The organism is Burkholderia sp. BCC0398 (assembly GCF_902833245.1).
GTDB lineage: Bacteria > Pseudomonadota > Gammaproteobacteria > Burkholderiales > Burkholderiaceae > Burkholderia > Burkholderia sola.
This window is the reverse complement of the sequence record NZ_CADFEM010000004.1, coordinates 214,057-240,114: the sequence shown is the minus strand read 5'-3', so window position 1 is coordinate 240,114 and position 26,058 is coordinate 214,057. Positions and strand designations below refer to the sequence as shown.

The 26,058-nt window shown below is 68.1% G+C and carries 21 protein-coding genes and 2 pseudogenes; 8 read left to right on the top strand and 15 right to left on the bottom strand.

Annotation, left to right across the window (positions count from 1 at the left end; translation table 11 throughout):
• Window positions 1-379 precede the first annotated feature (379 nt).
• Window positions 380-1,282 (bottom strand): LysR family transcriptional regulator, encoded by a 903-nt coding sequence (locus HWX76_RS10325; protein WP_050012814.1) that lies wholly within the window; start codon window positions 1,280-1,282, stop codon window positions 380-382.
• Between the two features lie 146 nt (window positions 1,283-1,428).
• Between HWX76_RS10325 and HWX76_RS10320 the strand changes: the two genes are divergently transcribed.
• Window positions 1,429-3,459: an FUSC family protein gene (locus tag HWX76_RS10320; RefSeq protein ID WP_176015776.1), complete on the top strand. Its 2,031-nt coding sequence runs from the start codon at window positions 1,429-1,431 to the stop codon at window positions 3,457-3,459.
• 24 nt (window positions 3,460-3,483) lie between these two features.
• Here the strand turns inward: HWX76_RS10320 and HWX76_RS10315 are convergent.
• Window positions 3,484-3,756 (bottom strand): annotated as a pseudogene (locus HWX76_RS10315) (bestrophin family ion channel); the annotation flags it as partial.
• 45 nt (window positions 3,757-3,801) lie between these two features.
• On the bottom strand, window positions 3,802-6,126 hold the full coding sequence (locus HWX76_RS10310) for an FdhF/YdeP family oxidoreductase (protein WP_176015775.1): 2,325 nt from the start codon (window positions 6,124-6,126) through the stop codon (window positions 3,802-3,804).
• 153 nt (window positions 6,127-6,279) lie between these two features.
• Between HWX76_RS10310 and HWX76_RS10305 the strand changes: the two genes are divergently transcribed.
• Window positions 6,280-7,701, top strand: a complete 1,422-nt coding sequence (locus HWX76_RS10305) for a PLP-dependent aminotransferase family protein (protein WP_089489443.1) — start codon at window positions 6,280-6,282, stop codon at window positions 7,699-7,701.
• 14 nt (window positions 7,702-7,715) lie between these two features.
• Here the strand turns inward: HWX76_RS10305 and HWX76_RS36655 are convergent.
• Window positions 7,716-7,844 (bottom strand): annotated as a pseudogene (locus HWX76_RS36655) (mechanosensitive ion channel family protein); the annotation flags it as partial.
• Window positions 7,845-8,190: 346 nt separating this feature from the next.
• On the opposite strand from HWX76_RS36655, the gene HWX76_RS10300 reads away from it, so the two are divergent.
• Window positions 8,191-9,909, top strand: coding sequence for a SulP family inorganic anion transporter (locus HWX76_RS10300; protein ID WP_089489442.1), 1,719 nt, complete (start codon window positions 8,191-8,193; stop codon window positions 9,907-9,909).
• Window positions 9,910-10,006: 97 nt separating this feature from the next.
• Here the strand turns inward: HWX76_RS10300 and HWX76_RS10295 are convergent, their stop codons facing one another.
• The gene (locus tag HWX76_RS10295; RefSeq protein WP_050012809.1) at window positions 10,007-10,882 is read right to left on the bottom strand and encodes a LysR substrate-binding domain-containing protein; all 876 of its coding nucleotides are present in this window, start codon (window positions 10,880-10,882) and stop codon (window positions 10,007-10,009) included.
• A gap of 96 nt (window positions 10,883-10,978) precedes the next feature.
• Between HWX76_RS10295 and HWX76_RS10290 the strand changes: the two genes are divergently transcribed.
• Window positions 10,979-11,578, top strand: coding sequence for a LysE family transporter (locus tag HWX76_RS10290; RefSeq protein WP_050012808.1), 600 nt, complete (start codon window positions 10,979-10,981; stop codon window positions 11,576-11,578).
• A 36-nt stretch (window positions 11,579-11,614) separates the two neighbouring features.
• On the opposite strand, the gene HWX76_RS10285 is transcribed toward HWX76_RS10290, so the two are convergent.
• From HWX76_RS10285 to HWX76_RS10260, 6 genes are all read right to left on the bottom strand, one after another.
• Complete coding sequence (locus HWX76_RS10285) at window positions 11,615-13,072, bottom strand: DHA2 family efflux MFS transporter permease subunit (protein WP_050012807.1); 1,458 nt, start codon at window positions 13,070-13,072, stop codon at window positions 11,615-11,617.
• Entirely contained in the window at window positions 13,069-13,632 is a 564-nt protein-coding gene (locus HWX76_RS10280) for an isochorismatase family protein (protein WP_124592858.1), read from the bottom strand. The genes HWX76_RS10285 and HWX76_RS10280 overlap by 4 nt, the downstream gene beginning before the upstream one ends.
• A 64-nt stretch (window positions 13,633-13,696) precedes the next feature.
• Window positions 13,697-14,152, bottom strand: a complete 456-nt coding sequence (locus HWX76_RS10275) for a MarR family transcriptional regulator (protein ID WP_089489440.1) — start codon at window positions 14,150-14,152, stop codon at window positions 13,697-13,699.
• Window positions 14,153-14,225: 73 nt separating this feature from the next.
• A complete protein-coding gene (locus HWX76_RS10270) occupies window positions 14,226-14,459 on the bottom strand; it encodes a hypothetical protein (RefSeq protein WP_089489439.1) in 234 nt (77 codons plus the stop codon).
• A gap of 44 nt (window positions 14,460-14,503) precedes the next feature.
• Window positions 14,504-15,586, bottom strand: coding sequence for a serine hydrolase (locus HWX76_RS10265; RefSeq protein WP_050012803.1), 1,083 nt, complete (start codon window positions 15,584-15,586; stop codon window positions 14,504-14,506).
• 188 nt (window positions 15,587-15,774) lie between these two features.
• On the bottom strand, window positions 15,775-16,053 hold the full coding sequence (locus HWX76_RS10260) for a hypothetical protein (RefSeq protein ID WP_050012802.1): 279 nt from the start codon (window positions 16,051-16,053) through the stop codon (window positions 15,775-15,777).
• Between the two features lie 51 nt (window positions 16,054-16,104).
• On the opposite strand from HWX76_RS10260, the gene HWX76_RS10255 reads away from it, so the two are divergent.
• Together HWX76_RS10255 and HWX76_RS10250 are read left to right on the top strand one after the other, a co-directional pair.
• Window positions 16,105-16,980 (top strand): LysR family transcriptional regulator, encoded by an 876-nt coding sequence (locus tag HWX76_RS10255; RefSeq protein WP_124631069.1) that lies wholly within the window; start codon window positions 16,105-16,107, stop codon window positions 16,978-16,980.
• Between the two features lie 71 nt (window positions 16,981-17,051).
• Complete coding sequence (locus HWX76_RS10250) at window positions 17,052-17,336, top strand: transcriptional regulator (RefSeq protein ID WP_124631070.1); 285 nt, start codon at window positions 17,052-17,054, stop codon at window positions 17,334-17,336.
• A gap of 114 nt (window positions 17,337-17,450) precedes the next feature.
• On the opposite strand, the gene mgtA is transcribed toward HWX76_RS10250, so the two are convergent.
• The 3 genes from mgtA to HWX76_RS10235 all read right to left on the bottom strand — a co-directional run bounded on the left by mgtA (window position 17,451) and on the right by HWX76_RS10235 (window position 22,797).
• Window positions 17,451-20,216, bottom strand: a complete 2,766-nt coding sequence (gene mgtA, locus HWX76_RS10245; protein ID WP_089489756.1) for a magnesium-translocating P-type ATPase — start codon at window positions 20,214-20,216, stop codon at window positions 17,451-17,453.
• Window positions 20,217-20,932: 716 nt separating this feature from the next.
• The gene (locus HWX76_RS10240; RefSeq protein WP_124653196.1) at window positions 20,933-22,594 is read right to left on the bottom strand and encodes a S8 family peptidase; all 1,662 of its coding nucleotides are present in this window, start codon (window positions 22,592-22,594) and stop codon (window positions 20,933-20,935) included.
• Window positions 22,591-22,797, bottom strand: coding sequence for a hypothetical protein (locus HWX76_RS10235; protein WP_124631073.1), 207 nt, complete (start codon window positions 22,795-22,797; stop codon window positions 22,591-22,593). The genes HWX76_RS10240 and HWX76_RS10235 overlap by 4 nt, the downstream gene beginning before the upstream one ends.
• 213 nt (window positions 22,798-23,010) lie before the next feature.
• Between HWX76_RS10235 and HWX76_RS10230 the strand changes: the two genes are divergently transcribed.
• On the top strand, window positions 23,011-23,907 hold the full coding sequence (locus tag HWX76_RS10230; RefSeq protein WP_089489435.1) for a glutamate/aspartate ABC transporter substrate-binding protein: 897 nt from the start codon (window positions 23,011-23,013) through the stop codon (window positions 23,905-23,907).
• A 75-nt stretch (window positions 23,908-23,982) separates the two neighbouring features.
• Here HWX76_RS10230 and HWX76_RS10225 read toward each other — a convergent pair whose 3' ends face one another.
• Window positions 23,983-24,507 carry a hypothetical protein gene (locus HWX76_RS10225; protein ID WP_176015774.1) on the bottom strand — a complete coding sequence of 175 codons (525 nt, stop codon included), beginning with the start codon at window positions 24,505-24,507 and terminating at the stop codon, window positions 23,983-23,985.
• Between the two features lie 291 nt (window positions 24,508-24,798).
• Between HWX76_RS10225 and HWX76_RS10220 the strand changes: the two genes are divergently transcribed.
• Window positions 24,799-26,046, top strand: a complete 1,248-nt coding sequence (locus tag HWX76_RS10220) for a multidrug effflux MFS transporter (RefSeq protein WP_050012797.1) — start codon at window positions 24,799-24,801, stop codon at window positions 26,044-26,046.
• Window positions 26,047-26,058 lie beyond the last annotated feature (12 nt).

Below are 26,058 nucleotides of genomic sequence, written 5' to 3'. Positions count from 1 at the left end.
TGGAAAGTGGCCCGCGGGGCGCATGCGCCGATGGCGACCGCGCACGGGCGTGCGGCGGCCGCGCGTGCGGACACGCGCGACGTGCGCGCGGCCGGCCAAGCGGAGGGCCGCTCGCGCGCGGCGTGCGGTTCAGGCGTTCGATCGGATCGGCGAAGCCGTGACGGCTTCGGCAAGCAGGCAGGCCGGTCAGGACGGCGCGACGCGCGTGACGCGTCGGCGGGCAGCGCTCAGGTGGCTGCCGTCGCGTGTGTGGTCATTTTTCATCGGCACAGGCTAACGATGCGGCGAACGGCGATCAACGCTTGCGCGCTCATTAATTCCTTTCCTGCGCTGCAATAATGCAGCGGACGTGCATCGATTGCCGGTCGTGCCGAGTCGACTACGACGCGGCCCGCCACGCAGTAAAGACTTCCGTCAGGAATTCGACGAACGCACGCACCTTGCTGTCGAGTGTCGCGCGCTTCGGGTACAGCGCGTGCAGCTCGACGTCGTCGGTGCGGTGCCAGTCGGGCAGCACGATTTCGAGTTCGTTGCTCGCGAGCCGCCGTGTGGTGAAGTGGGTCGAAATCAGCGCGATGCCGCCGCCGCTCGCGGCCTGGCGCAGCACCGTGACCGATTCGTTCGAGATCAGCACAGGCCGCACCGGCACGTCGGCGACGTCGCCGGCCGCGTTGGTCAGGCGCAGCGTCAGGCCGGGCGTGTCGCGGCCGACGAACAGGATGTCGTGATCGGCGAGATCCTGCGGCGTCTGCGGCCGGCCGGCGCGGTCGAGATAGTGCGGGCTGGCCGCGAACTTCGCGTGCGACCAGCCGAGCGAGCGCGCGACATAGCCTGAATCCGTCAGCACGCCGGTGCGCAGCGCGACGTCGAAGCCGTGTTCGACGAGATCGAGCGCGCTGTTGTCGTAGATCAGCACGAGCTGGACCAGCGGGTAGCGCCGGCGAAATTCGGCGAGCGCCGGTTCCAGTTCGAACAGGCCGATCGCGTAGGGCACCAGCACGCGCAGCGTGCCTTCGGGCTCCGTGCGCAGCGCGCGCACCTGACGGTCCGCATCGAGCAGGATCTCCTCGGCGCGCAGGCAGCGTTCGTAATAGTCGCGTCCGGCTTCGGTGACGGACACGCGACGCGTCGTGCGGTACAGCAGCTGGACGCCGAGGTCGTCCTCGAGCTGCCGGATCTTGCGGCTCACGCGGCTGAGCGGCATGTCGAGTTGCGTGGCGGCGGCCGTGAAGCTGCCGCGCTCCACCACGCGCAGGAATATCCGGATGCTCTCGAGGTCCATGCGATTCGTTTCAGTGTTCGACATGCGCGCATCTTACCGTCGCGGGCCGGATCGCCGCGGGTCGAGCCGATTATCCCGCCCGGCGCAATAACGCATCCCGCCGCTGCCCCGTAGTGGCGGCCGGCGCGCGACCGTATGCTCGCCGCATGAAATTCGCCTTCCCCAGCATGCCGCCGCTCGCGGCCGTCCGGGCCGCGCTGCGCGATGCGCGGCCGACGCTGCCGCCCGGCGCGCTTGCCTTCGCACTCCGCAATACGGCCGCGTCGCTGCTCGCGCTCTATATCGCGTTCCGGATGAATCTCGACGATCCGATGTGGGCCGCGTCGACCGTCTGGATCGTCGCGCAGGGCAGCCGCGGGATGGGGCTGTCGAAGAGCCAGTACCGGATTCTCGGCACCGCGATCGGTGCGGCCGTCGCGCTCGCGCTGACCGGCGCGTTCGCGCAGACACCCGAATTGTTCCTGCCCGCGCTCGCCGCGTGGATCGGCTTGTGCGCGGGTATCGCGACGTTCCAGCGGAATTTCCGCGCGTATGCGGCGGTCCTCGCAGGCTATACGGCCGCGATCGTCGCGATGGACGCGGTATCGGCGCCGCTGCACGCGTTCGATATCGCGGTCGCGCGGTTCCTGTACGTGGTGGTCGGCATCCTGTGCGGTGCGCTGTTCGAAACGGTGTTCGCGCCGGGCACACCGCTGGAGGATGTCCGGACGCGGCTCGCGCGCTATCTCGAGCGCGCGGTGGCGCTCGGCGCCGGCGCGCTGCGCCGCGAGCCGAACGGCGCGGCCGTGCACCGGCTGTTCGCGGAGGCACTCGAACTCGACACGGCGGCCGAATATGCGGCCGCCGGCGCACCGCCGGTGCGCAACATGATCGGCCATGTGCGCGCGGCGGCGCTCGGCGTGCTCACCGCGCAGGCCGCGGGGCAAGCGATTCGCGAACACGCGGCGCGCGGCGGCGATGCGCCGGAACCGCTCGTCGACGAGGCGGCAAGCGTGCTCGACCGGGTCGCCGTGTCGGGCGATGCGGCGCACGAGATGGCGGCGCTGCGCGCACGCGTGGACGATGCACTGCGTGTCGAAGCCGCCGTGCCGGCCGGCCCGGACACGTCGCGCCTGCTCATGCTCGACCGGCTGTCGGCACTGCTCGGCGGGTTCGACCGCGCATTCGCGAGCCTGGCATTGTTCGACCGGCCGGTGCCTCCCTCTGCACGCGTGCGTTACGCGTTCCACCGCGATCCGGTGCTCGCGTGCCACAACGGCATTCGCGCGTTCATCGCGGTGCTGGCCGCGTCGGCGATCTGGATCTTCACCGCGTGGCCGTCAGGCGGCGGCTTCGTTGCGATCACGGCCGTGGTGAGCGCACTGTTCTCGACACGCCCCAATTCGGTGCGTGCGATCGTCGGTTTCATGAAAGGCACGACATGCGCGGCGGTCGCGGGCGCCGTCTGCAACTTCATCCTGCTGCCGGCGGTGTCGGGCTTCGAGATGCTCGCCTACATTCTCGGCATGTTCCTGATCGGCACCGGGGTCGCGATGCGTCATCCGCGCACGGCCGCGATGGGCAGCGCGTTCTCGATCTTCTTCTGGAATTTCACGTCGCCGGACAACACGACGCGCATCGGCGACGCCGCGTTTCTGAACAGCGCGCTCGCGACGCTGCTCGGCATCGCGTTCGGCGCGCTGGTATTCGCGCTGGTGTTTCCCGGCGATCCGGGCACGAGCCGACGGCGTCTGCACCGCGCGGTGCGTCGCGATCTGGCCGGCATCGCACGCGATCCGCGTGCATGGTCCGCAAGCGCATGGCTGAGCCGCACGGCCGACCGTCTCGGGCGCGAGCTCGGTTTCGCGGGCAGCCTGCCGCAGACGCTGATCGAGCGCGACATGCGTGACCTGCTCGCGATCTGGGGGCTCGGCGACAGCCTGCTGTCGCTTGCCGAACTGGCCACGCGCGAGCCGGCCGCGCGCCGCGCGGCAGCGGTGGTGCGTGGGCGCATCGCGCAGGCCGATTTCGCGCGGCTCGAGCAGACGTGTGCCGCGGCGGCCCGCCTGTTGCGCCGTCGCGTGGCCGCGCGCGACGGCGACGCCGCGCATGCATTGCTGAGCGGCATTGTCCTGCTGCGACGGATCGCGGACGCGGCCGCCGAACATGGCGGCTTCCTGCGCGGCCGCCGCGATTGAGCGGCGCGAGTCAGGCGAAGCGGGTCAGGTGAGTCGGTACGACGGGCCGGGCGTCACTTCGGCCGGCAGCGGCTCGCGGTTCAGTTCGAGCAGCGTGCGCTCGATCTGTCGCGTCATCGCATCGAGCGCGATCAGCGTATAGGCGACGAACACCGTGACGAAGAGTGTCGCCGCGCCGATCGAATCGACGAGACCGAACGGCAGCAGCACGTCGTAGGAAAACGGAATCGGCGTCGACGCGATGCGCTCGCAGCCGCTCACCATCGCGACGAGTTTGTCGAGATGCGCATCGAGCATCCGCAGCCAGTGCTCGCGCGGACGAACGATCATCGTCGTGCTCCGTCAGGCAGCGATCGACGCCGGCGCGGCCGCGCGATGCAGCAGCACGGGCACCGACTTCGACGTCGGCGTGTTGCACACGTCGCCGACGCTGTCGAGCGGCACGAGCGGGTTGGTTTCCGGGTAGTACGCGCCGATGCAGCCGCGCGGGATGTCGTATTCGACGAGCAGGAAGCCGTTCGCGCGCCGCTCGATGCCGTCGTGCCACACCGTTTCCATGTCGACCCATTCGCCGGCCGCGAGGCCGAGCATCGCGAGATCGTCGCGGTTGACGAACACCACGCGGCGCTGGCCGAACACGCCGCGATAGCGGTCGTCGAGCCCGTACACGGTCGTGTTGTACTGGTCGTGCGAGCGCGTCGTCATCAGCGTCATCAGCCGTTCGCCGTGCAGCGCGCGGGCGCGCTGGATCGGCGTGTCGGTCGGCAGCGCGTGCGCGATGAAGTTCGCCTTGCCCGTCGGCGTCAGCCATTCGCGGTCGCGCGACGCGACGCGCAGGTGGAAGCCGCCGGGCCGCGCGATGCGCGTGTTGTAGTCGTAGAAGCCGTCGAGCGTCGCCTCGATCGCATCGCGGATCTTCGCGTAGTCGTCCTTGTACGCGAGCCAGTCGATCTTGCCGCTGCCGAACAGCGCGTGCGCCATGTGCGCGACGATCGCGGGCTCCGACATCAGGTTCGGCGACGCCGGCTTGTTCATCCCGTACGACACGTGGACCATGCTCATTGAATCCTCGACCGTCACGCCTTGCGCGACGTTGTCCTGCAGGTCGATCTCGGTGCGGCCGAGCGTCGGCAGGATCAGCGCGTCGCGGCCGTGGATCAGGTGGCTGCGGTTCAGCTTCGTCGTGATGTGCACGGAAAGCGCGCAGCGGCGCATCCCTTCCCACGTGCGCGGCGTGTCCGGCGTCGCCATCGCGAAGTTGCCGCCGAGACCGATCAGCACCTTCACGCGGCCGTCGAGCATCCCTTCGATCGTTTCGACGACGTCGTAGCCGTGGTGGCGCGGCGGTTCGAAATCGAACACGTGGCCGAGCCGGTCGAGGAACGCCTGCGACGGTTTTTCCTCGATGCCGACCGTGCGGTTGCCCTGCACGTTCGAATGGCCGCGCACCGGGCACAGGCCGGCGCCGGGGCGGCCGATGTTGCCGCGCATCAGCATCAGGTTGGTCAGCATCTGCACCGTGGCGACCGAATGCTTGTGCTGCGTGATGCCCATCCCCCACGTCGCGATCACGCGTTCGCTGCGCGCATAGCGCTGCGCAAGCGCGTCGATCTGCTCGTACGGCACGCCGCTTTCGGCCGTCAGCGCGGACCAGCTTTCGGCGCGCAGATCGTCGGCGAACGCATCGAAGCCGGCCGTGTGCTCGTCGATGAACGCAGTGTCGAGCACACGCGGCGCACCGGCGGCGCGCGCGGCGTCGTCGAGTTCGAGCACGCGCTTGGCCATCCCCTTGATCAGCGCGAAATCGCCGCCGATGGTCGGCTGGATGAACGTCGATGCGATCTTCGTGCCCGACATCGTCAGCATCTCGAGCGGGCTTTGCGGATCGGCGAAGCGCTCGAGGCCGCGCTCCTTCAGCGGGTTGATCGACACGATCGTCGCGCCGCGCTTCGCGCACTCGCGCAGCTCGCCCATCATCCGCGGGTGATTGGTCGCGGGGTTCTGGCCGAAGATCAGCAGCATGTCCGCATGCTCGAAATCGTCGAGCGTGACCGTGCCCTTGCCGACGCCGACCGACGCCGGCAGCCCGCGGCTCGTCGCCTCGTGGCACATGTTCGAGCAATCGGGGAAGTTGTTGGTGCCGTACAGGCGCACGAACAGTTGATAGAGGAACGCCGCTTCGTTGCTCGCGCGGCCGGACGTGTAGAACGCGGCCTGGTTCGGGTCGGGCAGCGCGCGCAGGTGGCGCGCGATCAGCGCGAAAGCATCGTCCCACGCGATCGGCACGTAGCGGTCGGTCTGTGCGTCGTACGCCATCGGGTCGGTGAGCCGGCCGTGCTGTTCGAGCTCGAAATCCGATTGTTCGAGCAGTTCGGTCACCGTGTGCGCGGCGAAGAATTCGGGCGTCACGCGCTTGCTCGTCGCTTCCGCGGCCACGGCCTTCACGCCGTTCTCGCAGAATTCGAACGTCGACGCGTGCTGTCGGTCCGGCCATGCACAGCCCGGGCAGTCGAAGCCGTCCGGCTGGTTCTGGCGCAGCAGCGTACGGTAGTTGCCGCCGGCGACCTTTTCCTTGATCAGGTTGATCGTGACGGCTTTCAGCGCGCCCCAGCCGGCGGCCGGGTGGGTGTACGGTTCGATGCGCGCGGTCGCGGATTTCTTTTTCATGATGCAGGTGTCGGGGTCGATGCGTGCAGAGTACGCGCGGCACCCGTGCGGCTGTGTGTACACCTGTTCACTTCAAAAAAGAGTACAGTTCCGGCCATTCATCCCATGCGGATCGCAACTGTGTTGCTGAAGGGAAGTTGAAAGGGGAAGCGCGTGAAGCGTTACGAACAACTGGCCGACGATCTCCAGGCGCAGATCGAGCGGGGCGTGTACCGGCCCGGCGAGCGGATCCCGTCGGTGCGGCACGCGAGCCGGCAACAGCAGCTCAGCGTCACGACCGTGCTGCGCGCATACCTCGTGCTGGAAAGCCGCGGCCTGATCGAAAGCCGGCCGCAGTCAGGCTACTTCGTGCGGGCGCGTGCGGCAGTGCCGGCCGAGGCCGAGCTGCATATTTCCGCGCCGGCCGCCGAGCCGTCGGCCGTGGACGTGAGCCGGCTCGTGCTGTCGACGCTGCGTTCGATCGCGCGCGACGACGCGGTGCCGCTCGGCTCGCCGTATCCCGACGCGTCGCAGTTTCCGGTGCAGCGTCTTGCGCGCTATGCGCAGGCGATCGGGCGGCGGCGCACGCGCTGGGGCGTGATCGACGACCTGCCGCCCGGCAACCAGGAGCTGATCCGCCAGATCGCGCGGCGCTATGCGGAGCGCGGGGTCGCGGTCGAGCCGGGCGAGATCGTGATGACGATCGGCGCGACCGAGGCGATCAACCTGTGCCTGCAGGCCGTCGCGAAACCCGGCGACACGATCGCGGTGGAGTCGCCGACGTTTTACGCGATGCTGCACGCGATCGAGCGGATGGGCATGCGTGCACTGGAAGTCGCGACGCACCCGGGCGACGGCATCGATCTCGACGCGCTCGAGCGGATCCTCGCGCGCGAGCGCATCGCCGCATGCATGGTGATGCCGAATTTCCAGAATCCGCTCGGCTTCCAGATGCCCGATGCGCGCAAGCGCGCGCTGGTCGAACTGCTCTCGAAGCACGGCGTGCCGGCGATCGAGAGCGACGTTTATCACGAGCTGCACTTCGGCGACACGGCGCCGAGCGCGCTGAAGTCGTTCGATCGCGACGGGCTGGTGCTGCATTGCGCGTCGTTCACGAAGAGCCTGTCGCCGCGCTATCGGATCGGCTGGGCGATGCCGGGCCGTTACCGCGACCAGGTCGAGAAGCTGAAATTCCTGAACACGCTCGCGACGCCCGCGATCGAACAACTCGCGATCGCCGAATACCTGAAACACGACGGCTACGATTTTCATCTGCGGCGCATGCGCAAGCTGTATGCGCAGCAGGCGAGCCTGATGAGTGCAATGGTGCGGCGTTTCTTCCCGGAAGGCACGCGGCTGTCGCAGCCGCAGGGCGGGTATGTGCTGTGGGTCGAACTGCCGCCGCGGGTCGATGCGATGAAGCTGTATACGCTCGCGCTCGCGCAGCGGATCACGCTCGGGCCCGGGCATATGTTCTCGGCCGGCACCGATTACCGGCATTTCATCCGGCTCAACTACAGCTACCCGTGGTCGCGGCAGATCGAGGATGCGCTGAAGGTGCTGGGGCGGCTCGCGTCGGAGTGCGCGGCGCGGTGAGCGCTGCCGGCCGGCGGATGCGGGTACATGCGCAGCGGGAACGCCGGCAGCACGGCGATCAGGTGGTCGAACAGGTCGGCCTGGATGGCCTCGTAGTCGACTCACGTCGTCGTATCGGTGAAGCAGGGTAGTTCGAGCGGAATGCGTGCCGTGAACGCAGGTCGATCGGCTCCCGAATCGGCTCACCTTTGTGAAGGTATCCTCTGCATCGAGGTGAAGGTCGCCGGTGAACCCGCATCACCGCAAGCCGGCGTGCGAGCCGGTTGCCGGATGCGGCGTCTACAGGAACGCGATCGGCCCGAAGCCATGACGGCAGGCCGTCGCGTTTCGATGCGCGCGGTCGGCGATCCATGCAATCATGCGGACGTCGCAGGCGTCGTCGGTGTGCCGCGCGCGTTGGCGTGCGGCTCCTCCGGCAACGGTGAGCGACACGCGACACCGTTGCGCACCCGTTCGTGGCCCGTCATTTCGACTTCACGCATTTCACGCATGCAAGATTCCAATGAAAGCCGTCCGTCGCGCGTGCGGCTGCTGAAAGGCCTCCTCCCGATCCGTCGCGCGGGTGCCATCCGCGACATCTTCGCGGGCATGTCGCTCGCGTCGATGGACATCCCGCAGGTGCTCGGCTACGCACGCATCGCCGGCATGCCGGCCGTCACGGGGCTCTACACGGTGTTCCTGCCGCTCGTTGCGTTCGCATGCTTCGGCGCGTCGCGCCATCTCGTGGTCGCCGCCGATTCCGCGACCGCGACGATTTTCGCGAGCCGGCTGTCGTCGATGGCGCCGGCCGGCAGCGCCGACTATGCGGCGCTCGCCGGCATGGTCGCGTTGCTGACCGCCGCGATGCTGCTGCTCGCGCGCATCTTCAAGCTGGGTTTCCTCGCCGATTTCCTGTCGCGCACGGTGCTGGTCGGTTTCCTCGCTGGCGTCGGCGTGCAGGTGTCGATCGCGATGCTCGGCGACATGCTCGGCGTGGCCGTGCCGTACCCGGCGTCGCGCAGCCTCGCGCAACTCGACTACGTCGTCATGCACCTGGTTGACGCGCACCGGCCGACGCTCGCGCTCGCGGCGCTCGTCGTCGTCGCAATTCTCGCGTGCAAGCGGTTCCTGCCGCGCGTGCCGATGCCGATGATCGCGGTCGCGGGCAGCATCGCCGCGAGCGCAACGTTCGGTTTCGCCGCGCACGGCATCGCGGTGCTCGGGCCCGTGGCGGGCGGGCTGCCGCCGCTGCGCTGGCCGTCCGTCACGTGGCAGCAGTTCCTCGATCTCGTGCCGGTCGCCGCTTCGTGCTTCGTGATGATCATCGCTCAGAGCGCGGCCGCCGCGCGGGTGTTCGCGCAGCAGTACGGCGAGGACGTCGACACCAATGCCGACATCCTCGGCCTCGCGGCCGCGAACGCGGCGGCGGCGCTCGGCGGCGCGTTCGTCGTCAACGGCAGCCCGACGCAGACGGCGATGGCCGACGGCGCGGGCGTGCGCAGCCAGATCGGGCATCTCGCGTTCGCTGCGGTCGTCGCTATCGTGCTGCTGTTCTTCAGCCCGTATCTGCAGTATCTGCCGCATGCGGTGCTGGCCGGCATCGTGTTCACGATCGCGCTCGGGCTGATCAACGTGCGCAGTCTCGCCGCGATCCGTCGGGAGAGCCCCGGGGAATTCACGCTCGCGCTGGTCACGGCCGCCGCCGTCGTGACGGTCGGCGTCGAGCAGGGCATCCTGCTGGCCGTCGCGCTGTCGCTGATGCGGCACGTGCGCCACAGCTACCAGCCGCACACGATGGTGCTCGAACCCGTCGCCGGCAACGGACGGTGGCAGCCGGTGCCCGCCCGGCGCGGCGCGATGACGGCGCCCGGGCTGATCGTCTACCGGTTCGGCGCCGACCTGTTCTTCGCGAACGATCATCTGTTCGCTGCCGAAGTAATCGAACTCGTCGATGCGGCGCCGGTGCCGCCGCGCTGGTTCGTCGTCGATGCGGGCGCGATCACCGACGTCGACTATTCGGCCGCACGGACCTTGGTCGATCTCGTCAGGGCGCTGCATGTGCGTGGGATCGGCGTGCTGTTCGGGCGCGTGAACCGCTATCTGCGCGCGGACATGGATCGTCACGGGATCACCGAGGCGGTCGGCGCGTCGTGCATCTTTGCCACGCTGCATCAGGCGCTGGAGGCGGCGGGCGCGACGCCCGCACCGCAGGAGCCGGGCACGGTGTAGGGCCTGTACACGCCGATAACGGGCCAGCCCCACGAACGATTTTTTCCAAACACGGGAACGTGCGTTATTAGCGTGAACACGCTCTTGCTCAGCAGCGCTACGCGACCGCGCGCAGGCGTGCGAAACCGTTGCGCAGGCAACGGGCCAGTTCCGCCGCGGCCGCCGTGTGCTGGCCGCGCGGCACATGCAGGTTGATCGAGAAATTCGGCAGCGCGGGCAGGCCGCTGCCGGCCGGCAGGATCTCGAGGTCGGCCGGCACGGTGGACGCGAGCCACACGGTTACGGCCAGATCGGCGCGCACGGTCGCGGCCGTGGCATCGAAGCTGCCGTTCTCGAACACGGTGCGCCACGCGCGATCGCTGCCGCGTAGTGCGTCGAGCACCGTCGGGCGGAACGCGCAGGTCTGCGCGACCATCGATACCGGCAGCGGCGAGTGCCGGTGCGCGGTGCCGCCTTTCGCGCCGACCCACACCAGCCGGTCGACGGCGATGCATTCGCCGCGCGACGATCCGACCGGCGCCTCGATCAGCGCGACGTCGAGATCACCCTGCTTGAGCCCGCGCCGCAACTCCGGCGATGCCGCGCACACGAGCGTGAGCGCGACGTGCGGATGTGCGTGCGCATAGCTTTTCAGGATCGGCGCGAGACAGGTGCCGACCAGATCCTGCGGTGCGCCGAGACGCACCGGGCCTTCCACCGCACCGGCGCTCAGGTCGGCGAGCAGCGCATCGTGAACGGCGAGCAGCCGGCGCGCCTGTTCGAGCAGCCGCTCGCCGGCCGCCGTCAGCAGCAGGTTGCGATGCTGGCGGACGAACAGCGGGCCCGACAGCATTTCGAGCCGCGCGACCTGCTGGCTGATCGCGCCTTGAGTGAGGTGCAGCGCGTGGCCGGCCGCCGTCATGCTGCGATGATCGGCGACGGAGACGAATGCGCGCAGCAGCGCGAGATCGAGATTGCGAGCCATGCTTCGCATTATGGATGCTAATGGAAGGCATAAAAATCTTTCGCTGTCGTAATGGCGCAATCGCAGGTAAAAACGGGGCTTCAGTGACGACAACCGGGAGCCCTCGTGCCGCTTCACGACTATCTGCCGCTGGTGCTGTTCGTGATCGTCTCCACCGCGACGCCGGGTGGCGCGACGACGCTCGCGACCGCCTCGGGCGCCCATTTCGGCTATCGGCGTTCGCTGCCGCTGATGTCGGGCATCGCGGCGGGCCTCGCGTCGATGGCGGCGGCGGCCGCCGCCGGGCTCGGCAGTGTGCTGCTCGCGCTGCCCGCGTTGCAGCTCGCGATGAAGGCGGTCGGTTCGGCGTACCTGATGTGGCTGGCGTTGCGCATCGGACGTGGCGGCAAGCCGCGGCTCGATGTCGACGTGCACCGGCCGCAAGGGTTCGTCAGCGGCGTGTGGATGCTGTGGCACAACCCGAAAGGCTGGGCGATGACGCTCGGCGCGGCCGCGTCGTTCGCGGCGCTCGCGTCGGGGCCGGCGCGGCTCGGTGTGCTGCTTGGGGTGGCGTTCGGCGTGGCCGCGATGGCGTCGTTGTCGCTGTGGTGTTTCGCCGGGCTGCTGTTTGCCCGCGTGTTGCGCACGGAGCGGCAGTGGCGTTGCCTGAATGCGGGGCTCGGCCTGTTGCTCGTGGCGTCGATCGTGCCGATGTGGTTGCCGTAACAGGAAACCGCGCACGCGGTGCGGCGCGGCGCCCGTTCAGCGCGAACCGGCCGGCGCGTTGCCGGCCCGTCGGTCGCCGCCTGCACCGGCCGATCGCAACGGCAGCCGCAGCGTCGTCACGAAGCTCGCCGCATGCAGCGCGCACAGCAGGCCGAACGCCCACGCATACGCGACGGCCTGCGTGCCGCCGGCCGACGTCGCTTCCGCGTGCAGCCGCCACGCGAGAAACAGCGTGCAGAGCGTCGTGAACGTCGGGCCGCCGAGCCGCTGCACGATATTGAGCGACGTGGTCGCCATCGGCAGGTCGCGGCGCTCGACCGACGCATACGCGGCGGCGATCGACGGCGCGCCGATCGCGCTCTGGCCCATGCCGCGCAGAAACAGCGCCGGGACGAGCACGAGCGGATCGTAGCCGGTCAGCGCGACGAACACGAACGGCAGTGTCGCGGCGAGTGCGAGCAGCGCGCCGGCGGCGGCCAGCCGGCGTACGCCGAACCGGCTCGTCAGCGCGCCCATCGACGGATAGGTGACGAGCATGCCGAGCCCGAGCGGCGCGAGCAGCCAGCCCATTTCGCCCGGCGAGCGCCCGCACGCCTGGATCAGGAACACGGGAATCAGCATCTGGCCGGCATACAGCGCGCCATTCGACAGGAACTGCGTGCCGGCTGCGGCGCCGAACACGCGCGAGCGAAACAGCGCGAGATCGATCAGCGCACGCTCGCCCTGGCGGCGCTCGAAGCGCAGGAACGCGACGAGCAATAGCGCCGAACCTGCGACCGCCGCGATGCCGGGCATCGAGCCGATCCGCTCGACGCCGTACAGGAACAGCACGAGGCCCGGCGACAGTAACGCGAGGCCGATCCAGTCGAGTTCGCGCCGCGGCGCGTCGTCCCGGTCGCCCGGCAGGAACCGCGCGGCCAGTGCGAGCGCGAGCGCGCCGACGGGCAGGTTCACCAGAAACAGCCAGCGCCATGACGTGTGCTGCAGGATCGCGCCGGCGACGACCGGCCCGAGGATCGGCGCGAGCAGCACCGGCACCGCCGCGTAGCCGATCACGCGCGCCATCTGCTGGCCGGCGACGCGCGCGATCATCATCTGCGCCATCGGCGCGAGCAAGCCGCCGCTGACGCCTTGCAATACGCGGAACGCGATCAGCGACGGCGCGGACCATGCGAGCCCGCACAGCGCCGACGTCAGCGTGAACGCCGAGAAGCACCACAGGTACAGCGCCTTCGCGCCGATGCGATCGACGAGCCAGCCGCTCAGCGGCAGCACCAGCGTCAGCGCGAGCAGGTAGCCGCTCGTCACCCACTGGATCGTCGACAGGCTCGCATGCAGGTCGGTCGCGAGGCTCGACAGCGACACGTTGACGATCGTCGCATCGAGCTGTGACAGCAGCGAGCCGAGCGTCGCGACCGCGCTGACTTTCCAGATCGACGGATCGAGCCGGCCGGCCGCGTGGCCCGGCGTTGGCTGTCTGCGTGGCTCGCTCACGCGCCGCGCCGGTCGAGCAGCGCGACGATGTCCTGCGTCGTGCCCGTCTCGCCGAGGCGCGGGAACAGCCGCTCGACGCTGTTCGCGTGTGCGTCCGCGTTGAGGTCGGTCATCGCGTCGACGGCGAGCGTCACGTTGTAGCCGAGTTCGTGCGCCTGCCGCGCGGTCGATTCGACGCCGATGCTCGTCGCGACGCCGGTCAGCACGATCTGCGTGACGCCGGCTGCCTTCAGATGCGCGTCGAGACCGGTGCCGGTGAACGCGCCCCAGGTCCGCTTCGTCACGACGTGGTCGCTTGGCTGGCGGTTCAGTTCGGGCACGAGTTCGGTCCAGTCGGCGGGAAGCTGCGCCGTGCGCGGCGGTTGCTCGGTGCGGCCCGGTGCGCCGCCCGCGACGTTGACCAGCACGACCGGCAGCCCTCGACCGCGGAAGGCGTCGAGCAGTTCGCGGGCGTGGGCGATCACCGGTGCGACCGGGTGCGCGGTGGGGAGGGCGACGATGCCTTTCTGCAGGTCGATGACGACCAGCGCCGTGTTCGTGTCGAGACGGGTTGCGCTCATGATGGGCTCCGGGGAAAGGGCGAGGAAAGCCGTGCGCGAATGCTGCGTGGCGCACGGGCCGGGTTTATTGGTCGCCGATGCGGCGGATCAGCGGGATGGCCGCGGCAAGCGTGTCGATGTCGTGCGGGTCGAGCTTCTCGATCGCGGCGCCGAGCCACTTGTGTTTCGCGGCGTTGCGCTTGCGTCGTGCGTGGAGGCCGGCGGCGGTGAGTTTGAACAGGATCTGGCGGCCGTCGGTCGGATGCGGTTCGCGCTCGACGAGCGCGTCTTCCTCGAGGCTCGCGAGAATCGCCTTCATCGACTGCGGCTTCATCGCCTCGGCGCGCGCGAGATCGGCGGTCGTCATCGGCCCGTGCCGTTCGAGTCGCGCGAGCGCGCTCGTCTGCGACATGCCGAGCCCTTCGGAGTCAATCTCGGAGCGCAGCCGGCGGATGAGCTGGCCGACCGCGAGGGTCAGGTCGGCGGCGACGGTTTCGGCGGAAACGCCGGATTTGCGTGGCGGGTTCATGCGGCGAATCATAGAGCACGACAGTTAGACTTGCAAGTTTAACTGTCGAATTGATCGCTGGCCGGCGTTACTGTCCGATGCGCGATTACATGCGTCGATGCGCGACCGGTACGACTTCGCTGTATCGCGGGGTTGCGTTTTCGTGCAGCAGATCGCCGAGGTACTGGCCGAGTTCGTCGGCGGTGAGCGCCGATGGAATCTGCAGATTGGCCGGGCGCCGCTTGCCTTCGGCGCCGAGATCGAACACGGCCCAGCGGCCGTCCGTGCGCACGACGGCGAGCAGCCGGCCGAAGGCGTTGAAGCGGTATTCGTGCTGCATCGCGTCGCTCCGTTAGCGTGAACGCGCCGGCTGCCCGTGTGTGTTTACTGGATCGAGCAGGACAGCCAGCGATGGATTTTGATTGCGTCGCTCGACACGCCGGCACGCGTCGGCGCGCCGAGCAGCACGACCGTTTCGCGGCGGCCTTTCACGCGCATGCGCATCACGACGCCGTGCCCCGATTCGTTGATGAAGCCGGTTTTCTGCAGCCGGATCGGCAGGCGGCGGTAGCGCACGAGCGGGTCGGAATTCACGTACACGAGTTCGCCGTCGCCGGGGCGCACGGTGGTCGACAGGTCGGTCGAGAAATAGCGGATCAGCGGATCCTGCGCGGCCGCGCCGACGAGCTGTGCGAGATCTTCCGCCGTCGACACGTTGTGCGGCGACAGGCCGGTCGGCTCGCGGAAGTGCGTACGCCGCATGCCGAGCCGGCGCGCTTCGCGGTTCATCGCCTTCACGAACGCCGCGCGCCCGCCCGGATAGTCGCGGCTCAGCGCGGCGGCTGCGCGGTTCTCCGACGACATCAACGCGATATGGAACATGTCGCGGCGCGACAGTTCCGAGCCGACCTGCAGGCGCGAGCCGGTGAACTTGATCGTGTCGCGGTCGCGCGCGGTCACGCGCAGCACGCCGTTCAGCGGACGATCGGCGTCGCGCGCGACGACGGCCGTCATCAGTTTCGAAATCGATGCGATCGGCCGTACGGTGCGCGCGTTGCGCGCGAGCAGCGGGGTGCCGGAATCGACGTCGAGCACGTAAGCCGCGCGCGAATGCAGCGACGCGACCGCGCGCGGCGTATAGCCGCAACTGGCGAGCAATTTCGGTTTCGCGGGCGCGGGCGGTCGCACGGCGGTCGTGCGTTTCGCGCGCCGCTGCTGCGATGCGGGTGCCGCGTGGCGTTGGGCCGCTTGATGCGTCACGCGCGAGCGACGACGCTTGACCGCCTTTTTCTTGCGATGGGGTGTCTTCTTGACGGCCTTCGTATGGGCATGCGGCTGCGCATGGGCGGCGCGATGCGGCTGCACGCGTTGCGCGGACGCATGCGCGGCGAATGCGAGCAGCAGGAACGACAGGGCGAGGATCAGGGTGGTCCGGGCGCGAGGCAGGCGCGCGATGAGGCCGGTCAAGCGAAAGTCTCCTTTTCACGCGCGATGCGGCTGCGCGGAATGCATGGGCGGTCAGCGGGTGCGGGAAATTATACGGTCGATCGCGGGACGATGACGATTGGATGACGCGTGATACGGGATGATTTCGGTCTTTTTTGCGCTGCCGGGCAAGCGGTGCGCGTCGCGTGAAAGGCGGGCAGATGCACGGTTCAGCGCGGCCAGTTCCGCCGCGACACGACCGCGAAACTGATCGCGATCGAACCGGTCACCGCGCGCGGCGGCACGTCTTCCAGCGCATCGCCGAAGCGAAAGCGGCGGCTGCGCCCGTCCGTGCGTTCAGCACGACGCTTCGGTGCGCGCGCAGCGGCGGCAGCAGCGCATTCGCTTGCATCTGCGACATCGGATGACGGCTCGGCCACGCAGTCGGCCGCTGGATCGACGGACATGAAAGTAAGTTCCGGGAAGGGCATGTCCGTATTGAACGCCATTGCATTCGATCGGTAAAATGAATCTTTCGATCGTTATGATTCCATTAAAGAATGGAACTGAAACTGCTACGCACGTTCCTGACGGTGACCGAGCTGTGCCATTTCAGCCGTGCGGCCGACGCGCTGCACATGAGCCAGCCCGCGCTCAGCAAGCAGATCGGCGCGCTGGAGGCGAGCCTTGGCGGCAAGCTGTTCGAGCGCGGCCGGCATGGCGCGGAACTGACGCCGTTCGGCGAACGCTTCCTGCCCGACGCGCAGGCGCTCGTGCGAGATGCCGACGAAATCCTGGCGCGTGCGCGGGAAGCGACGAGCGGTCAGCGCGGGCACTTGCGGCTCGGCATCTGCCTGTCCGTGCTCACGCTCGTGCCGAAACTGATCGCCGAATTTCGTCGTCGCAATCCGGGTGTCGCGGTGACGCTGAGCGACCTGTCGTCGTCCGAACAGACGCGCCGGCTGCACGCCGGCAAGCTCGACGCCGGTTTCCTGCGCCTGCCCGCCGACGAAGGCTTGTCGTCGTTCAAGGTGACCGACGAAGCGCTCGCGCTCGCGGTGCCGCCGCATCTCGGCTTCAAGCGCGTGCCGGCCAATCTTGATGTGCTCAACGAGATCGGCTTCATCGCGCTGCAGCGCGCGCGCGGCCCGGGGCTGGCCGCGCAGATCGATCGGTGGTGCGTCGAGCGCCGCTTCGTGCCGCACGTGATGCAGCAGGCGGAGGACGTGCAGTCGGTGCTGACGTCGGTCGCGGCCGGCGTCGGCGTCGCATTCATTCCGTCGAGCGCGCAGTACCTGCTGCGCGACGCGACGGTGCTGCCGCTCGACGGCCGGGACGCGAAGTGGCGCGTGGGGCTCGCGTGGCGGGCCGAGCGCGACGATCCCGTCACCACGCGTTTCGTGTCGTTCATGCGCGCCGCGCTCAGGGGCGCGTGACGCGGCGTATAGTGCTCGCGATGGTTGTCTCCATGCATGCCGGCCCGACGCCGGCCGACCAACCCGAACCGATGACTTCAGAATCCGACGAATCCCCGCTCGATCCCGCACTCGTCGCCACGCTCGCGACGCTGAACGAAGTCGCGAGCGATCCGGCCGGCAAGCCGTGGTCGCTGCCGAAGATCGCAAAGCGTGCGCAACTGCCGATGAGCACGCTGCGCCGTGTGCTGACGCAGCTCGACGCCGCCGGCCTGAGCGCGACGACGCTGAACGAGGACGGTACCGGCAGCGCTGCGCTGACCGACGAAGGGCGCGCGGTGTGCGCGCAATTGTTCGGCGCGAACGATGCGCAATGATTGAAAAACGGGCCGCTGATACGGCCCGAGGCATACGGATGGCTCGACGCGGACGTCGCGCCGGCCCGTTCGTTGCTCGCGAGCACGGGCCGGCACGTCGTCATCGGCGCGACATCAGAACCACTGCTTGTAGCGACGCACGTAGATCGTCTTGACGATTTGCGCGAGCACGATGTAGCCGACCATCGTCGCGGCGAGCCAGAGCCAGTAGGTGCCCGGCAGGTGCATGAAGCCGATCGCGTCCGCGAACGGCGAGAACGGCAGCCAGCAGCCGATCGCGATCGCGGTGACGGTCGACAGCAGCACCGGCAGCGACGCGGTGCTCTGCAGGAACGGGATCTTCTGCGTGCGCAGCAGGTGCACGACGAGCGTCTGCGATACGAGGCTCTCGATGAACCAGCCCGAATTCATCACGATCTGGCCGCTCGCGCCGCCGTTCAGGTGATACAGCGCGCCCGCCCCGAACACGGTCCACATCAGGATGTACGTCGTGATGTCGAATACCGACGACGTCGGCCCGACCCACAGCATGAAGCGGCCGATGTTGCCGGCTTCCCACTTGCGCGGCTTCTTCAGGAACTCGGGATCCATCTTGTCCCACGGCAGCAGCATCTGCGACGTGTCGTAGATCAGGTTCAGCACGAGCAGCTGCGTCGCGAGCATCGGCTCCCACGGCAGGAACGCGCTGGCGACGAGCACCGAGAACACGTTGCCGAAGTTCGAGCTGGCGGTCATGTTCAGGTACTTCAGGATGTTGCCGAACGTCTCGCGGCCCTTGATCACGCCTTCCTCCAGCACCATCAGGCTCTTTTCGAGCAGGATGATGTCGGCGGTTTCCTTTGCGATATCGGCGCCGCTGTCGACCGAGATGCCGACGTCCGCGTCGCGCAGCGCGGGCGCGTCGTTGATGCCGTCGCCGAGGAAGCCGACCGTGTGGCCGTTCGCCTGCAGCGCCTTGACGATGCGCGCCTTCTGCAGCGGCGTGAGCTTCGCGAACACGGTCGTGCGTTCGACCGCCTGCGCAAGTGTTGCATCGTCGAGCGCTTCGATCTCGGTGCCGAGCATCGGCTTGGCCGGCTCGAGGCCGACCTGGCGGCACACCTTCATCGTGACGGTCGGGTTGTCGCCCGTCAGCACCTTCACCGCGACGCCGTTCTCGCGCAGCGCGGCGAGCGCCGGCGCGGCCGATTCCTTCGGCGGATCGAGGAAGGTCAGGAAGCCGCGCACGACGAGGTCGCGCTCGTCGGCGGTGCGGTATTGCGCGCGTTCGTCGCCGCGCGGGATCGTGCGCGTCGCGAGCACGAGCACGCGGAAGCCGTCCTCGTTGTACGCGGTGGCCTGTTCGAGCAGCCGCTTGCGGGCGACGAAGTCGAGCGGGCGCACGCCGTCTTCATCCTGCACGTGCGTGGACACCGCCAGCATTTCCTCGACCGCGCCCTTGCAGATCAGCAGATGCGTGCCGTGCGTATCCTCGACGACGACCGACAGGCGCCGCCGCACGAAATCGAACGGCAGTTCGTCGATTTTCTTGTAACCCCGCGGCTTCACGCGGTCGCCGATCTCGTCGGCGCGCGCGACGACCGCGATGTCGATCAGGTTCTTCTGGCCGCTCTGGTGGAAGCTGTTCAGCCAGCCGAGCCGCAGGATGTCCTCGTTCTTGTGGCCGGACAGGTCGAGGTGGTGTTCGAGGATGATCTTGTCCTGCGTGAGCGTGCCGGTCTTGTCGGTGCACAGCACGTCCATCGCGCCGAAGTTCTGCACCGAGTTCAGCCGCTTGACGACGACCTTGCGGCGCGCCATCGCGACCGCGCCGCGCGCGAGGTTCGCGCTGACGATCATCGGCAGCATCTCGGGCGTGAGGCCGACGGCCACCGCGAGCGCGAACGTGAGGGCGCTCAGCCAGTCGCCCTTGGTCAGGCCGTTGATCATGAATACGATCGGCACCATCACGAACATGAACTTGATCAGCAGCCAGCTCACGCTCGCGACGCCGCGGTCGAAGCTCGTCTCGATGCGCTTGTGGCTCACGACGTTGCGCGCGAGCGAGCCGAAGTACGTATCTTCGCCGGTCGCGACGACGACGGCCGTCGCCGTGCCGCTGACGACGTTGGTGCCCATGAAGCAGACGTTCTCGAGATCGAGCAGCGATGCCGGTGCGTCGTTCGCCGCGCCGGCTGCATGCGTGCTCGCGGATTTGCCGGCCACCGCGCCGAGCGTGTCGTACTTCTCGACGGGCAGCGCCTCGCCGGTCAGCACGGCCTGGCTGATGAACAGGTCGCGCGACGCGAGCAGCCGCACGTCGGCGGGGATCATGTCGCCGGCGGAAAGATGCACGATGTCGCCCGTCACCACTTCGCGCATCGGCACCTCGCGGCGCGCCGGCTCCGACGTGTCGGTCACCGCGCGCTGCACGGTCGCCGTCGTGCGGACCATCGCCTTGAGCTTCTCGGCCGCGCGCAGCGAACGGAATTCCTGCACGAAGCGCAGCAGCGCGCTGATCGTGACCATCGTCAGCAGGATGGTCATGCCGACGTAATCGCGATCGTCGGGCGCCGCAAAGTAGACGTCGGTGCAGAAGCTGATGGCGGCCAGCACCAGCAGCACGTAGACGAACGGGTTGTGGAACGAGAGCAGCAACTGGCGGGTCCAGTGCGGCGGTTTGTCGTGCGCGATTTCGTTCGGGCCGTAGCGTTGCAGGCGGTCGGCGGCCTGGTCGTAGGTCAGGCCGCGTGTGCTGGTGCGCAGCGACTTCAGCGTGTCTTCGAGCGGGCGGGCCGCTTCCTGCGCGGCGCGCATGATGCGCGGGTCGTTCTGCTGGCCTGCGCCGGCCTTGATGAAGCCGCGCTGTTTCTTGTGCGAGGTGTTGTGTCGTGTCGTCATGAGTCGCTCCTTGCGCACGAGGCGGCGGGCGGGGAGCGGCCGTGACGTTATCGACGCACGAGCGCTCCCCGCCGCGTCGCGTCAGGCGCGATCGGCTGTGGGTCGGTAAAGGCGGGAACGCTCGCCGGCGCGCAGCATGCGGACGGCGTGTCGATGCGCAGCGTTGCACCGGCGAGCGGTAATCGACTACTGTCGTCTGAGTTCATCTGCACTCCTGTCGGTTACGGATAGTCGGCACGGGCGATCGGCAGCGGCGCGCGCAACGAGGCGCGCGGCCGGACGGCACGCGAACGGCGGGCGCACGCGGCTGGCGCCGCGCGCAACGCGAACGCACGCGCACGACGGCGCGTCGCGTGCATTCGACAACATCGAAAATTCGGGCGGGAGATCTGGCCGATAGTCAGGCCGGAAGGGCGCCGCATCCTGCTTCCCGGGATGCGGCAGAAGACGAGGCTCTGCGCGTTTTCCTCAGGCAGCAGTCAAGTTGGTGATGCACCAACTACAACTCGCATCGGTGTTCACAGAACACTCCATGTAACTAGACGGGGGCGATGGTAATGGCTCGCTGTGCGAAGCGTCAACCCTTTTGTCAGGCGTTATTTCGAGATACTCGATCGCGCCAGTGCGCGTTCGCAGGCGTGTGCGACAGCCCGTCACGAAGCAGCCGCGCGCATCCCATGTCGGCATGCGCGCGGCCGTGTCGAACGAGGCGCCGGTTACTGGTTCGCAGTCGCGACGGCGGCCCCTGCATCGAGGATGCCCGAGCCTGCGGGCAGCGCGGTGCACGACGTGCCGGCCGCGAGCTTCGCCGCGCGCGTGCCGCCTTGCAGCTTCTGCAGGATCTGCGCGGGCGTGAGGTTGCCGTTCACCGACAGCATCAGCGCGGCGACCCCCGTCACCTGCGGCGCCGCGAGGCTGGTGCCGTTCGCGGGGCCATAGGTGTCCGAGCCCGGCGTCGTCGTGCCGGTGTTCGACGTCGACAGGATGTTGACGCCCGGCGCGCTCAGCGCGACGTCGGCGCCGAAGTTGCTGAACGACGCGCGGCGGCCCGTCGCGTCGGTCGCGGCGACGGTGATCACGCCGCGGCAGTTCGCGGGCTGGTCGAGCCCGGTCGACAGGCCGTCGTTGCCGGCCGCGACGACCACGGTCACGCCCTTCGCGGTCACGTCGTCGATCGCCTGCTGGAACGTCGTGCTGCAGGCGCCGACCCCGCCGAGGCTCAGGTTGATGATCTTCGCCGGCCGCGGGTTCGTCGGTACGCCGACGACGTTGATGCCGGCTGCCCAGCGCATGCCGTCCGCGATGTCGCTCGTCACGCCGCCGCACTTGCCGAGTACGCGCACGGGCAGGATCTGGCCGAGCCACGATACGCCGGCGACGCCGGTGCCGTTGTTGGCGGTCGCGCCGATCACGCCCATCACGCGCGTGCCGTGCCAGCTGCTGTTGCTCGGCTGGCTTGCGCAGTGATAGTACGGGCCGTTGACGTTGTCGATTTCCTGCTGCGTGACCCAGTCGCCCGGATCGGTTGCGTCCGGGCCGCGCGTCAAGCCGTTGTTGCTGGTGTTGACGTTGCTGATGAAGCTGTAGCCGGACAGCAGGTTGCCGACGAGATCGCCGTGCGGCCGATAGCCGGTATCGAGCACGGCCGTGACGACGGTCGGCGAACCCTTGGTCACGTTCCACGCCGGTGGCAGGTCGATGCCGGCGGCCGGGTCGGACAGGTACCACTGCTGGTTGTAGAGCGGATCGCTCGGCGTGTCGCGGATCTGCATCGGGTGATCCGGCTCCGCGTAGTCGACATCGCTGTCGGCCGCGAACGCCTGGGCGAGCGCGGCGGCATCGGCGGCGGCCATGCGCTGACCGAGCGACAGCACGGCCGCGCCGCTCGAGATCGTTCGTTCGACCTGCACGTTCACCGGCGTTTGCCCGACCGTGCTCGCGTACGCGCGTGCGTTGCCGGTCACGGGCGCCGTCCAGCGCGTCATTGCACGCTGGATCACCGCATCGAGTCGCGAGCCGTTGTCGATGGTCGCCATCGCGCGCGTGGCCGTCAGCGTTTTCAGCTTGACGATGAGGTGATCGACCGGCGGCTCGACCGGTGCGGTCTGCGCGGCCATCTGTACGGCGGCCTGCTGCGACGTGCACGCATTGCCGCCGGACGATGTGGGCGGGGCGGTCGGGGTGGGTGCGGGAGCGGGCGTCGGAGCGGGGGCCGGTGTCGGTGCGGGGGACGCGTTGGACGAAGAAGGGTTGCTGCCGTCGCCGCCGCCTCCGCCGCAACCGGCGAGGGGCAGGAGAGCGGCGGCGGACAGCATACCGGCGAGCATGCGCGCATGGGCGGGGCGCGCCAGCGCGAAATTGAAGCGTTTGGCTTTCATGTTGAAAGTCGATCCTCGAAGATAACCGTCGTGCCGGCGGTGGTGCCTGGTCCGGCGCACACCGGACCTTGTTTTTGTTCGGCGCACGCAGCGCTGCTGCGACGCGCCATGCATTGGGTAACGGCTGATGAGGCGGCTTCTTGAATATGTTTTGTGTGAAAAAGGGGCGAGACGCAAACGATTGCGATGCTGTCTTGCAGCATGAACGCGCGTTTGGAACGAGTGATCTGTTCATCGGGTGCAAGATTGCAGGCGGTCGACCCGGCGAAACGTTCGGCACAGGCGCTTTTGCGCGCCGCGGAAACGATTTTCTCGGTGAGGCCGCGACAGCGGCCGCTTGACGCTTTCCCCGATGCGGCGCGAATTTTGTTGGGCGTACGATCGCGATTCGATCAACGTTTCGTCAGGAGAAAAGCATGGATCGCCGCTTTCGTTGGCTGGCCGTTGCGCTCGCGTGCGCGCTGGCGGGCACCGCGCACGCGCAGGCTCTCACCGGTACGCTGAAGAAGATCAAGGACACGGGCGTCGTGTCGCTGGGTATCCGCGAATCGTCGGTGCCGTTCTCGTATTCGGACAACCAGCAGAAGAACATCGGCTATTCGCGCGACATCGCGTCGCGCATCATCGACCGGTTGAAGACCGATCTGAACCTGCCGAACCTCGCGGTGAAGGAAATCCCGATCACGTCGCAGAACCGGATTCCGCTGCTGCAGAACGGGACGATCGACTTCGAATGCGGATCGACGACGAATACGCTCGAACGGCAAAGGCAGGCCGCGTTCTCGAACAGCATCTTTCTGTACGGCATCCGTTTCAGCACGCGCAAGGATTCGGGCGTGAAGGACTTCGCGGACCTGGCCGGCAAGACGGTCGCGACGACGGCCGGCACGTCGGACGAGCGTCTGCTGCGCAAGCTCAACGAAGAGAAGGCGATGAACATGACGATCATCAGCGCGAAGGATCATGCCGAAGCGTTCATGAACGTCACGACCGGGCGCGCGGTCGCGTTCGTGATGGACGAACCGCTGCTGTACGGCGAGATCGCGAAGGACCGCAATCCGGGTGCGTATACGGTCGCGGGCACGCCGCTCGTCCACGAAAATTACGCGTGCATGATGCGCAGGGACGATCCGGCGTTCAAGCAAGTGGTCGACGGCGTGATCGCGAAGATGCAAACCTCGGGCGCGGCCGAGAAGCTGTACGACCAGTGGTTCATGCAGCCGATTCCGCCGAAGGGCGTGAGCCTCAACTATCCGCTGTCGGCGGAGATGAAGCAGCTGTTCAGGAATCCGACAGATCAGGCGCAGTACTGATTCGGCCGTCGCAACGAAAAACCGCCGGCAGGTGCCGGCGGTTCGAGCGCAGAGCGCCGAGCGGCGCGAAGCGCGTCAGGCCTTGATCTCCGGGCCGCGCGCGGCGGGTGCGGCCGGTGCCGCCGACGGCATCGGCGGCCGTGCCGGGGCGATGACGAGCACCGGTTGGGGAGCGACCCACGCCGGTATCGCGAACCCGACGGGCTGCGGCATCGGCATCGCGAACGCGTTGGCGAGCGCAATGTGCTGCAGCGCCATCATCTGCTGCTGCATCGCGACCATCTGCGCCTGCGCCGCCTGCATCCGGTACTGCGCGGCCTGTATTTGCCGCAACGCCGCCGCGGGCGGCACGCCGCCCGACGACGACGTCTGCATCTCGAAGCTCGCGCCGCCTTGCGGGCTACGCCAGCGCCACGTGCTGACCTTCATCGGGCCGACGGCCGTCTGGACGACGCGCGTTTCGGCTTTCACGGGCACGGCCTGCCCGTCGACATTGACGAGCATCGGTTGGGCGGCCGCCGCCGCGCCGGCCTGCCCGGCCAGCGCGAACACGGGCACCAGCGCCAGCGCGCCCGCCGCCATATACGAACGGAATCGCATCTTCGTATCTCCATCAAACGAGACTGAATCAACAATGACGTACGGCTCACGGAATGAGCCATCCGAGACAATGCGACCGTCGGCTTAAATCAACATTAAAACTGCCGTCGGTCGGCCCGATCCGCGCATTCCATGATGCGCCGCCATCGGCATTCAACCTCGCCCGCGCCAGGGTAATCCTGTCGCCCGGTGCAACAACGGGCACAATACGGAATTCGCCACTACCGCACGCATGTTCGACATCCGAACACTGCGGTGCGGCACTGCTGCCCGACCTCCTTCCCGGTCCTCATGAACGCCACGCCCACTCCCGCGCGCGAGTCGAATTCGCCGCGCTTCCTGCTGTTCCTGATCTGCCTGTTCGCGTCCGCCGGCCAGCTCGCGATCGATATCTACGTGCCCGCGCTGCCCGACATGGCCCGTTCGTTCGCGACCACGCCGCAGGCGATCCAGTCGAGCGTGTCCGGCTACATGGCGGCCTACGCGCTCGGCCAGTTGATCTTCGGGCCGATCGCGGACGCCTACGGACGCAAGCGCGTGCTTGCGTTCGGGCTCGTGATCTACACGATCGGCTGTCTGCTGTCGCTGGGCGCGTCGAACCTCGAGACGTTCATACTCGCGCGCTGCCTGCAGGGCTTCGGAATCGCGACCACCAACCTGCTGGCGAAGGCGATCATCACCGATTCGTTCTCCGGCCAGGCGTTGATGCACGCGTTCACCTACATGTCGATCGCGTGGGGGCTCGCGCCGATCATCGCGCCGGTGATCGGCGCGCACCTGCAGGAATGGTTCGGCTGGCGCGCATGCCTCGTGTTCCTGCTGGTCTACTCGCTGGCGATGTGGGCGCTGCTGTGGCGCTACCGCGAAACCTTGCCGAGGCCCGTGCATCTCGAGCCGCGCACGTTGATGGCGAACACGGGCAAGGTGCTGGCGAGCCCGGTGTTCCAGAGCTGTTTCCTCGCCCAGGGGCTGTGCTACAGCATCCTGCTGGTGTTCAACATCGTCGGGCCGTTCATGGTGCAGACCACGCTGCACAAGCCGCCGACCTTCTTCGGGTATCTCGCGCTCGGCATCGGCCTCATGTATTTCCTCGGCGGCCTGTCGAACCGGATTCACGGCCGCGGGCTGCCGAGCGCCGAGCAACGGCTGCGTATCGGCGCGCGCGTGATGGCGGGCGCGTCGATCGCGATGCTGGTGCTGGCGCTGACCGTCGGCCTGCGCGTGTGGACGCTCGCGACGCCGGTGCTCGTGATGGGCTTCTGCGCGGGCGCGATGTATCCGACGCTGATGGCCAAGGGCAATTCGCTGTTTCCGCATATCGCCGGCCTGACGAGCGCGATTCTCGGCTGTGCGCTGCTGCTCGTGTCGTCCGCGATGATGGGTCTGGCCGGTTTCGTGTCGATTCACGTGCTGACGCCGCTCGCGGTGTTCTTCGTCGCGTTGTCGTTCATCGTCGTGTGGATGGTGACGAAGCTGCTGCGGTATCTGTCGCAGCAGCAGGCGGCGCCGGTGGTGTGCGGGCGGGGGGAGGCGGCGTAAGCGCGGATGGTG

Excerpts from the sequence above, each read along its gene's own strand:
- HWX76_RS10235 (WP_124631073.1), bottom strand. The coding sequence starts at position 22,797 with ATGCTGCAAGACAGCATCGCAATCGTTTGCGTCTCGCCCCTTTTTCAC.
- HWX76_RS10325 (WP_050012814.1), bottom strand. The coding sequence starts at position 1,282 with ATGGACCTCGAGAGCATCCGGATATTCCTGCGCGTGGTGGAGCGCGGC.
- HWX76_RS10300 (WP_089489442.1), top strand. The coding sequence starts at position 8,191 with ATGCAAGATTCCAATGAAAGCCGTCCGTCGCGCGTGCGGCTGCTGAAA.
- HWX76_RS10260 (WP_050012802.1), bottom strand. The coding sequence starts at position 16,053 with ATGGCGTTCAATACGGACATGCCCTTCCCGGAACTTACTTTCATGTCC.
- HWX76_RS10225 (WP_176015774.1), bottom strand. The coding sequence starts at position 24,507 with ATGCGATTCCGTTCGTATATGGCGGCGGGCGCGCTGGCGCTGGTGCCC.
- HWX76_RS10255 (WP_124631069.1), top strand. The coding sequence starts at position 16,105 with ATGGAACTGAAACTGCTACGCACGTTCCTGACGGTGACCGAGCTGTGC.
- HWX76_RS10310 (WP_176015775.1), bottom strand. The coding sequence starts at position 6,126 with ATGAAAAAGAAATCCGCGACCGCGCGCATCGAACCGTACACCCACCCG.
- HWX76_RS10220 (WP_050012797.1), top strand. The coding sequence starts at position 24,799 with ATGAACGCCACGCCCACTCCCGCGCGCGAGTCGAATTCGCCGCGCTTC.
- mgtA (WP_089489756.1), bottom strand. The coding sequence starts at position 20,216 with ATGACGACACGACACAACACCTCGCACAAGAAACAGCGCGGCTTCATC.
- HWX76_RS10295 (WP_050012809.1), bottom strand. The coding sequence starts at position 10,882 with ATGCGAAGCATGGCTCGCAATCTCGATCTCGCGCTGCTGCGCGCATTC.
- HWX76_RS10270 (WP_089489439.1), bottom strand. The coding sequence starts at position 14,459 with ATGCAGCACGAATACCGCTTCAACGCCTTCGGCCGGCTGCTCGCCGTC.
- HWX76_RS10280 (WP_124592858.1), bottom strand. The coding sequence starts at position 13,632 with ATGAGCGCAACCCGTCTCGACACGAACACGGCGCTGGTCGTCATCGAC.
- HWX76_RS10320 (WP_176015776.1), top strand. The coding sequence starts at position 1,429 with ATGAAATTCGCCTTCCCCAGCATGCCGCCGCTCGCGGCCGTCCGGGCC.
- HWX76_RS10275 (WP_089489440.1), bottom strand. The coding sequence starts at position 14,152 with ATGATTCGCCGCATGAACCCGCCACGCAAATCCGGCGTTTCCGCCGAA.
- HWX76_RS10240 (WP_124653196.1), bottom strand. The coding sequence starts at position 22,594 with ATGAAAGCCAAACGCTTCAATTTCGCGCTGGCGCGCCCCGCCCATGCG.
- HWX76_RS10230 (WP_089489435.1), top strand. The coding sequence starts at position 23,011 with ATGGATCGCCGCTTTCGTTGGCTGGCCGTTGCGCTCGCGTGCGCGCTG.
- HWX76_RS10250 (WP_124631070.1), top strand. The coding sequence starts at position 17,052 with ATGACTTCAGAATCCGACGAATCCCCGCTCGATCCCGCACTCGTCGCC.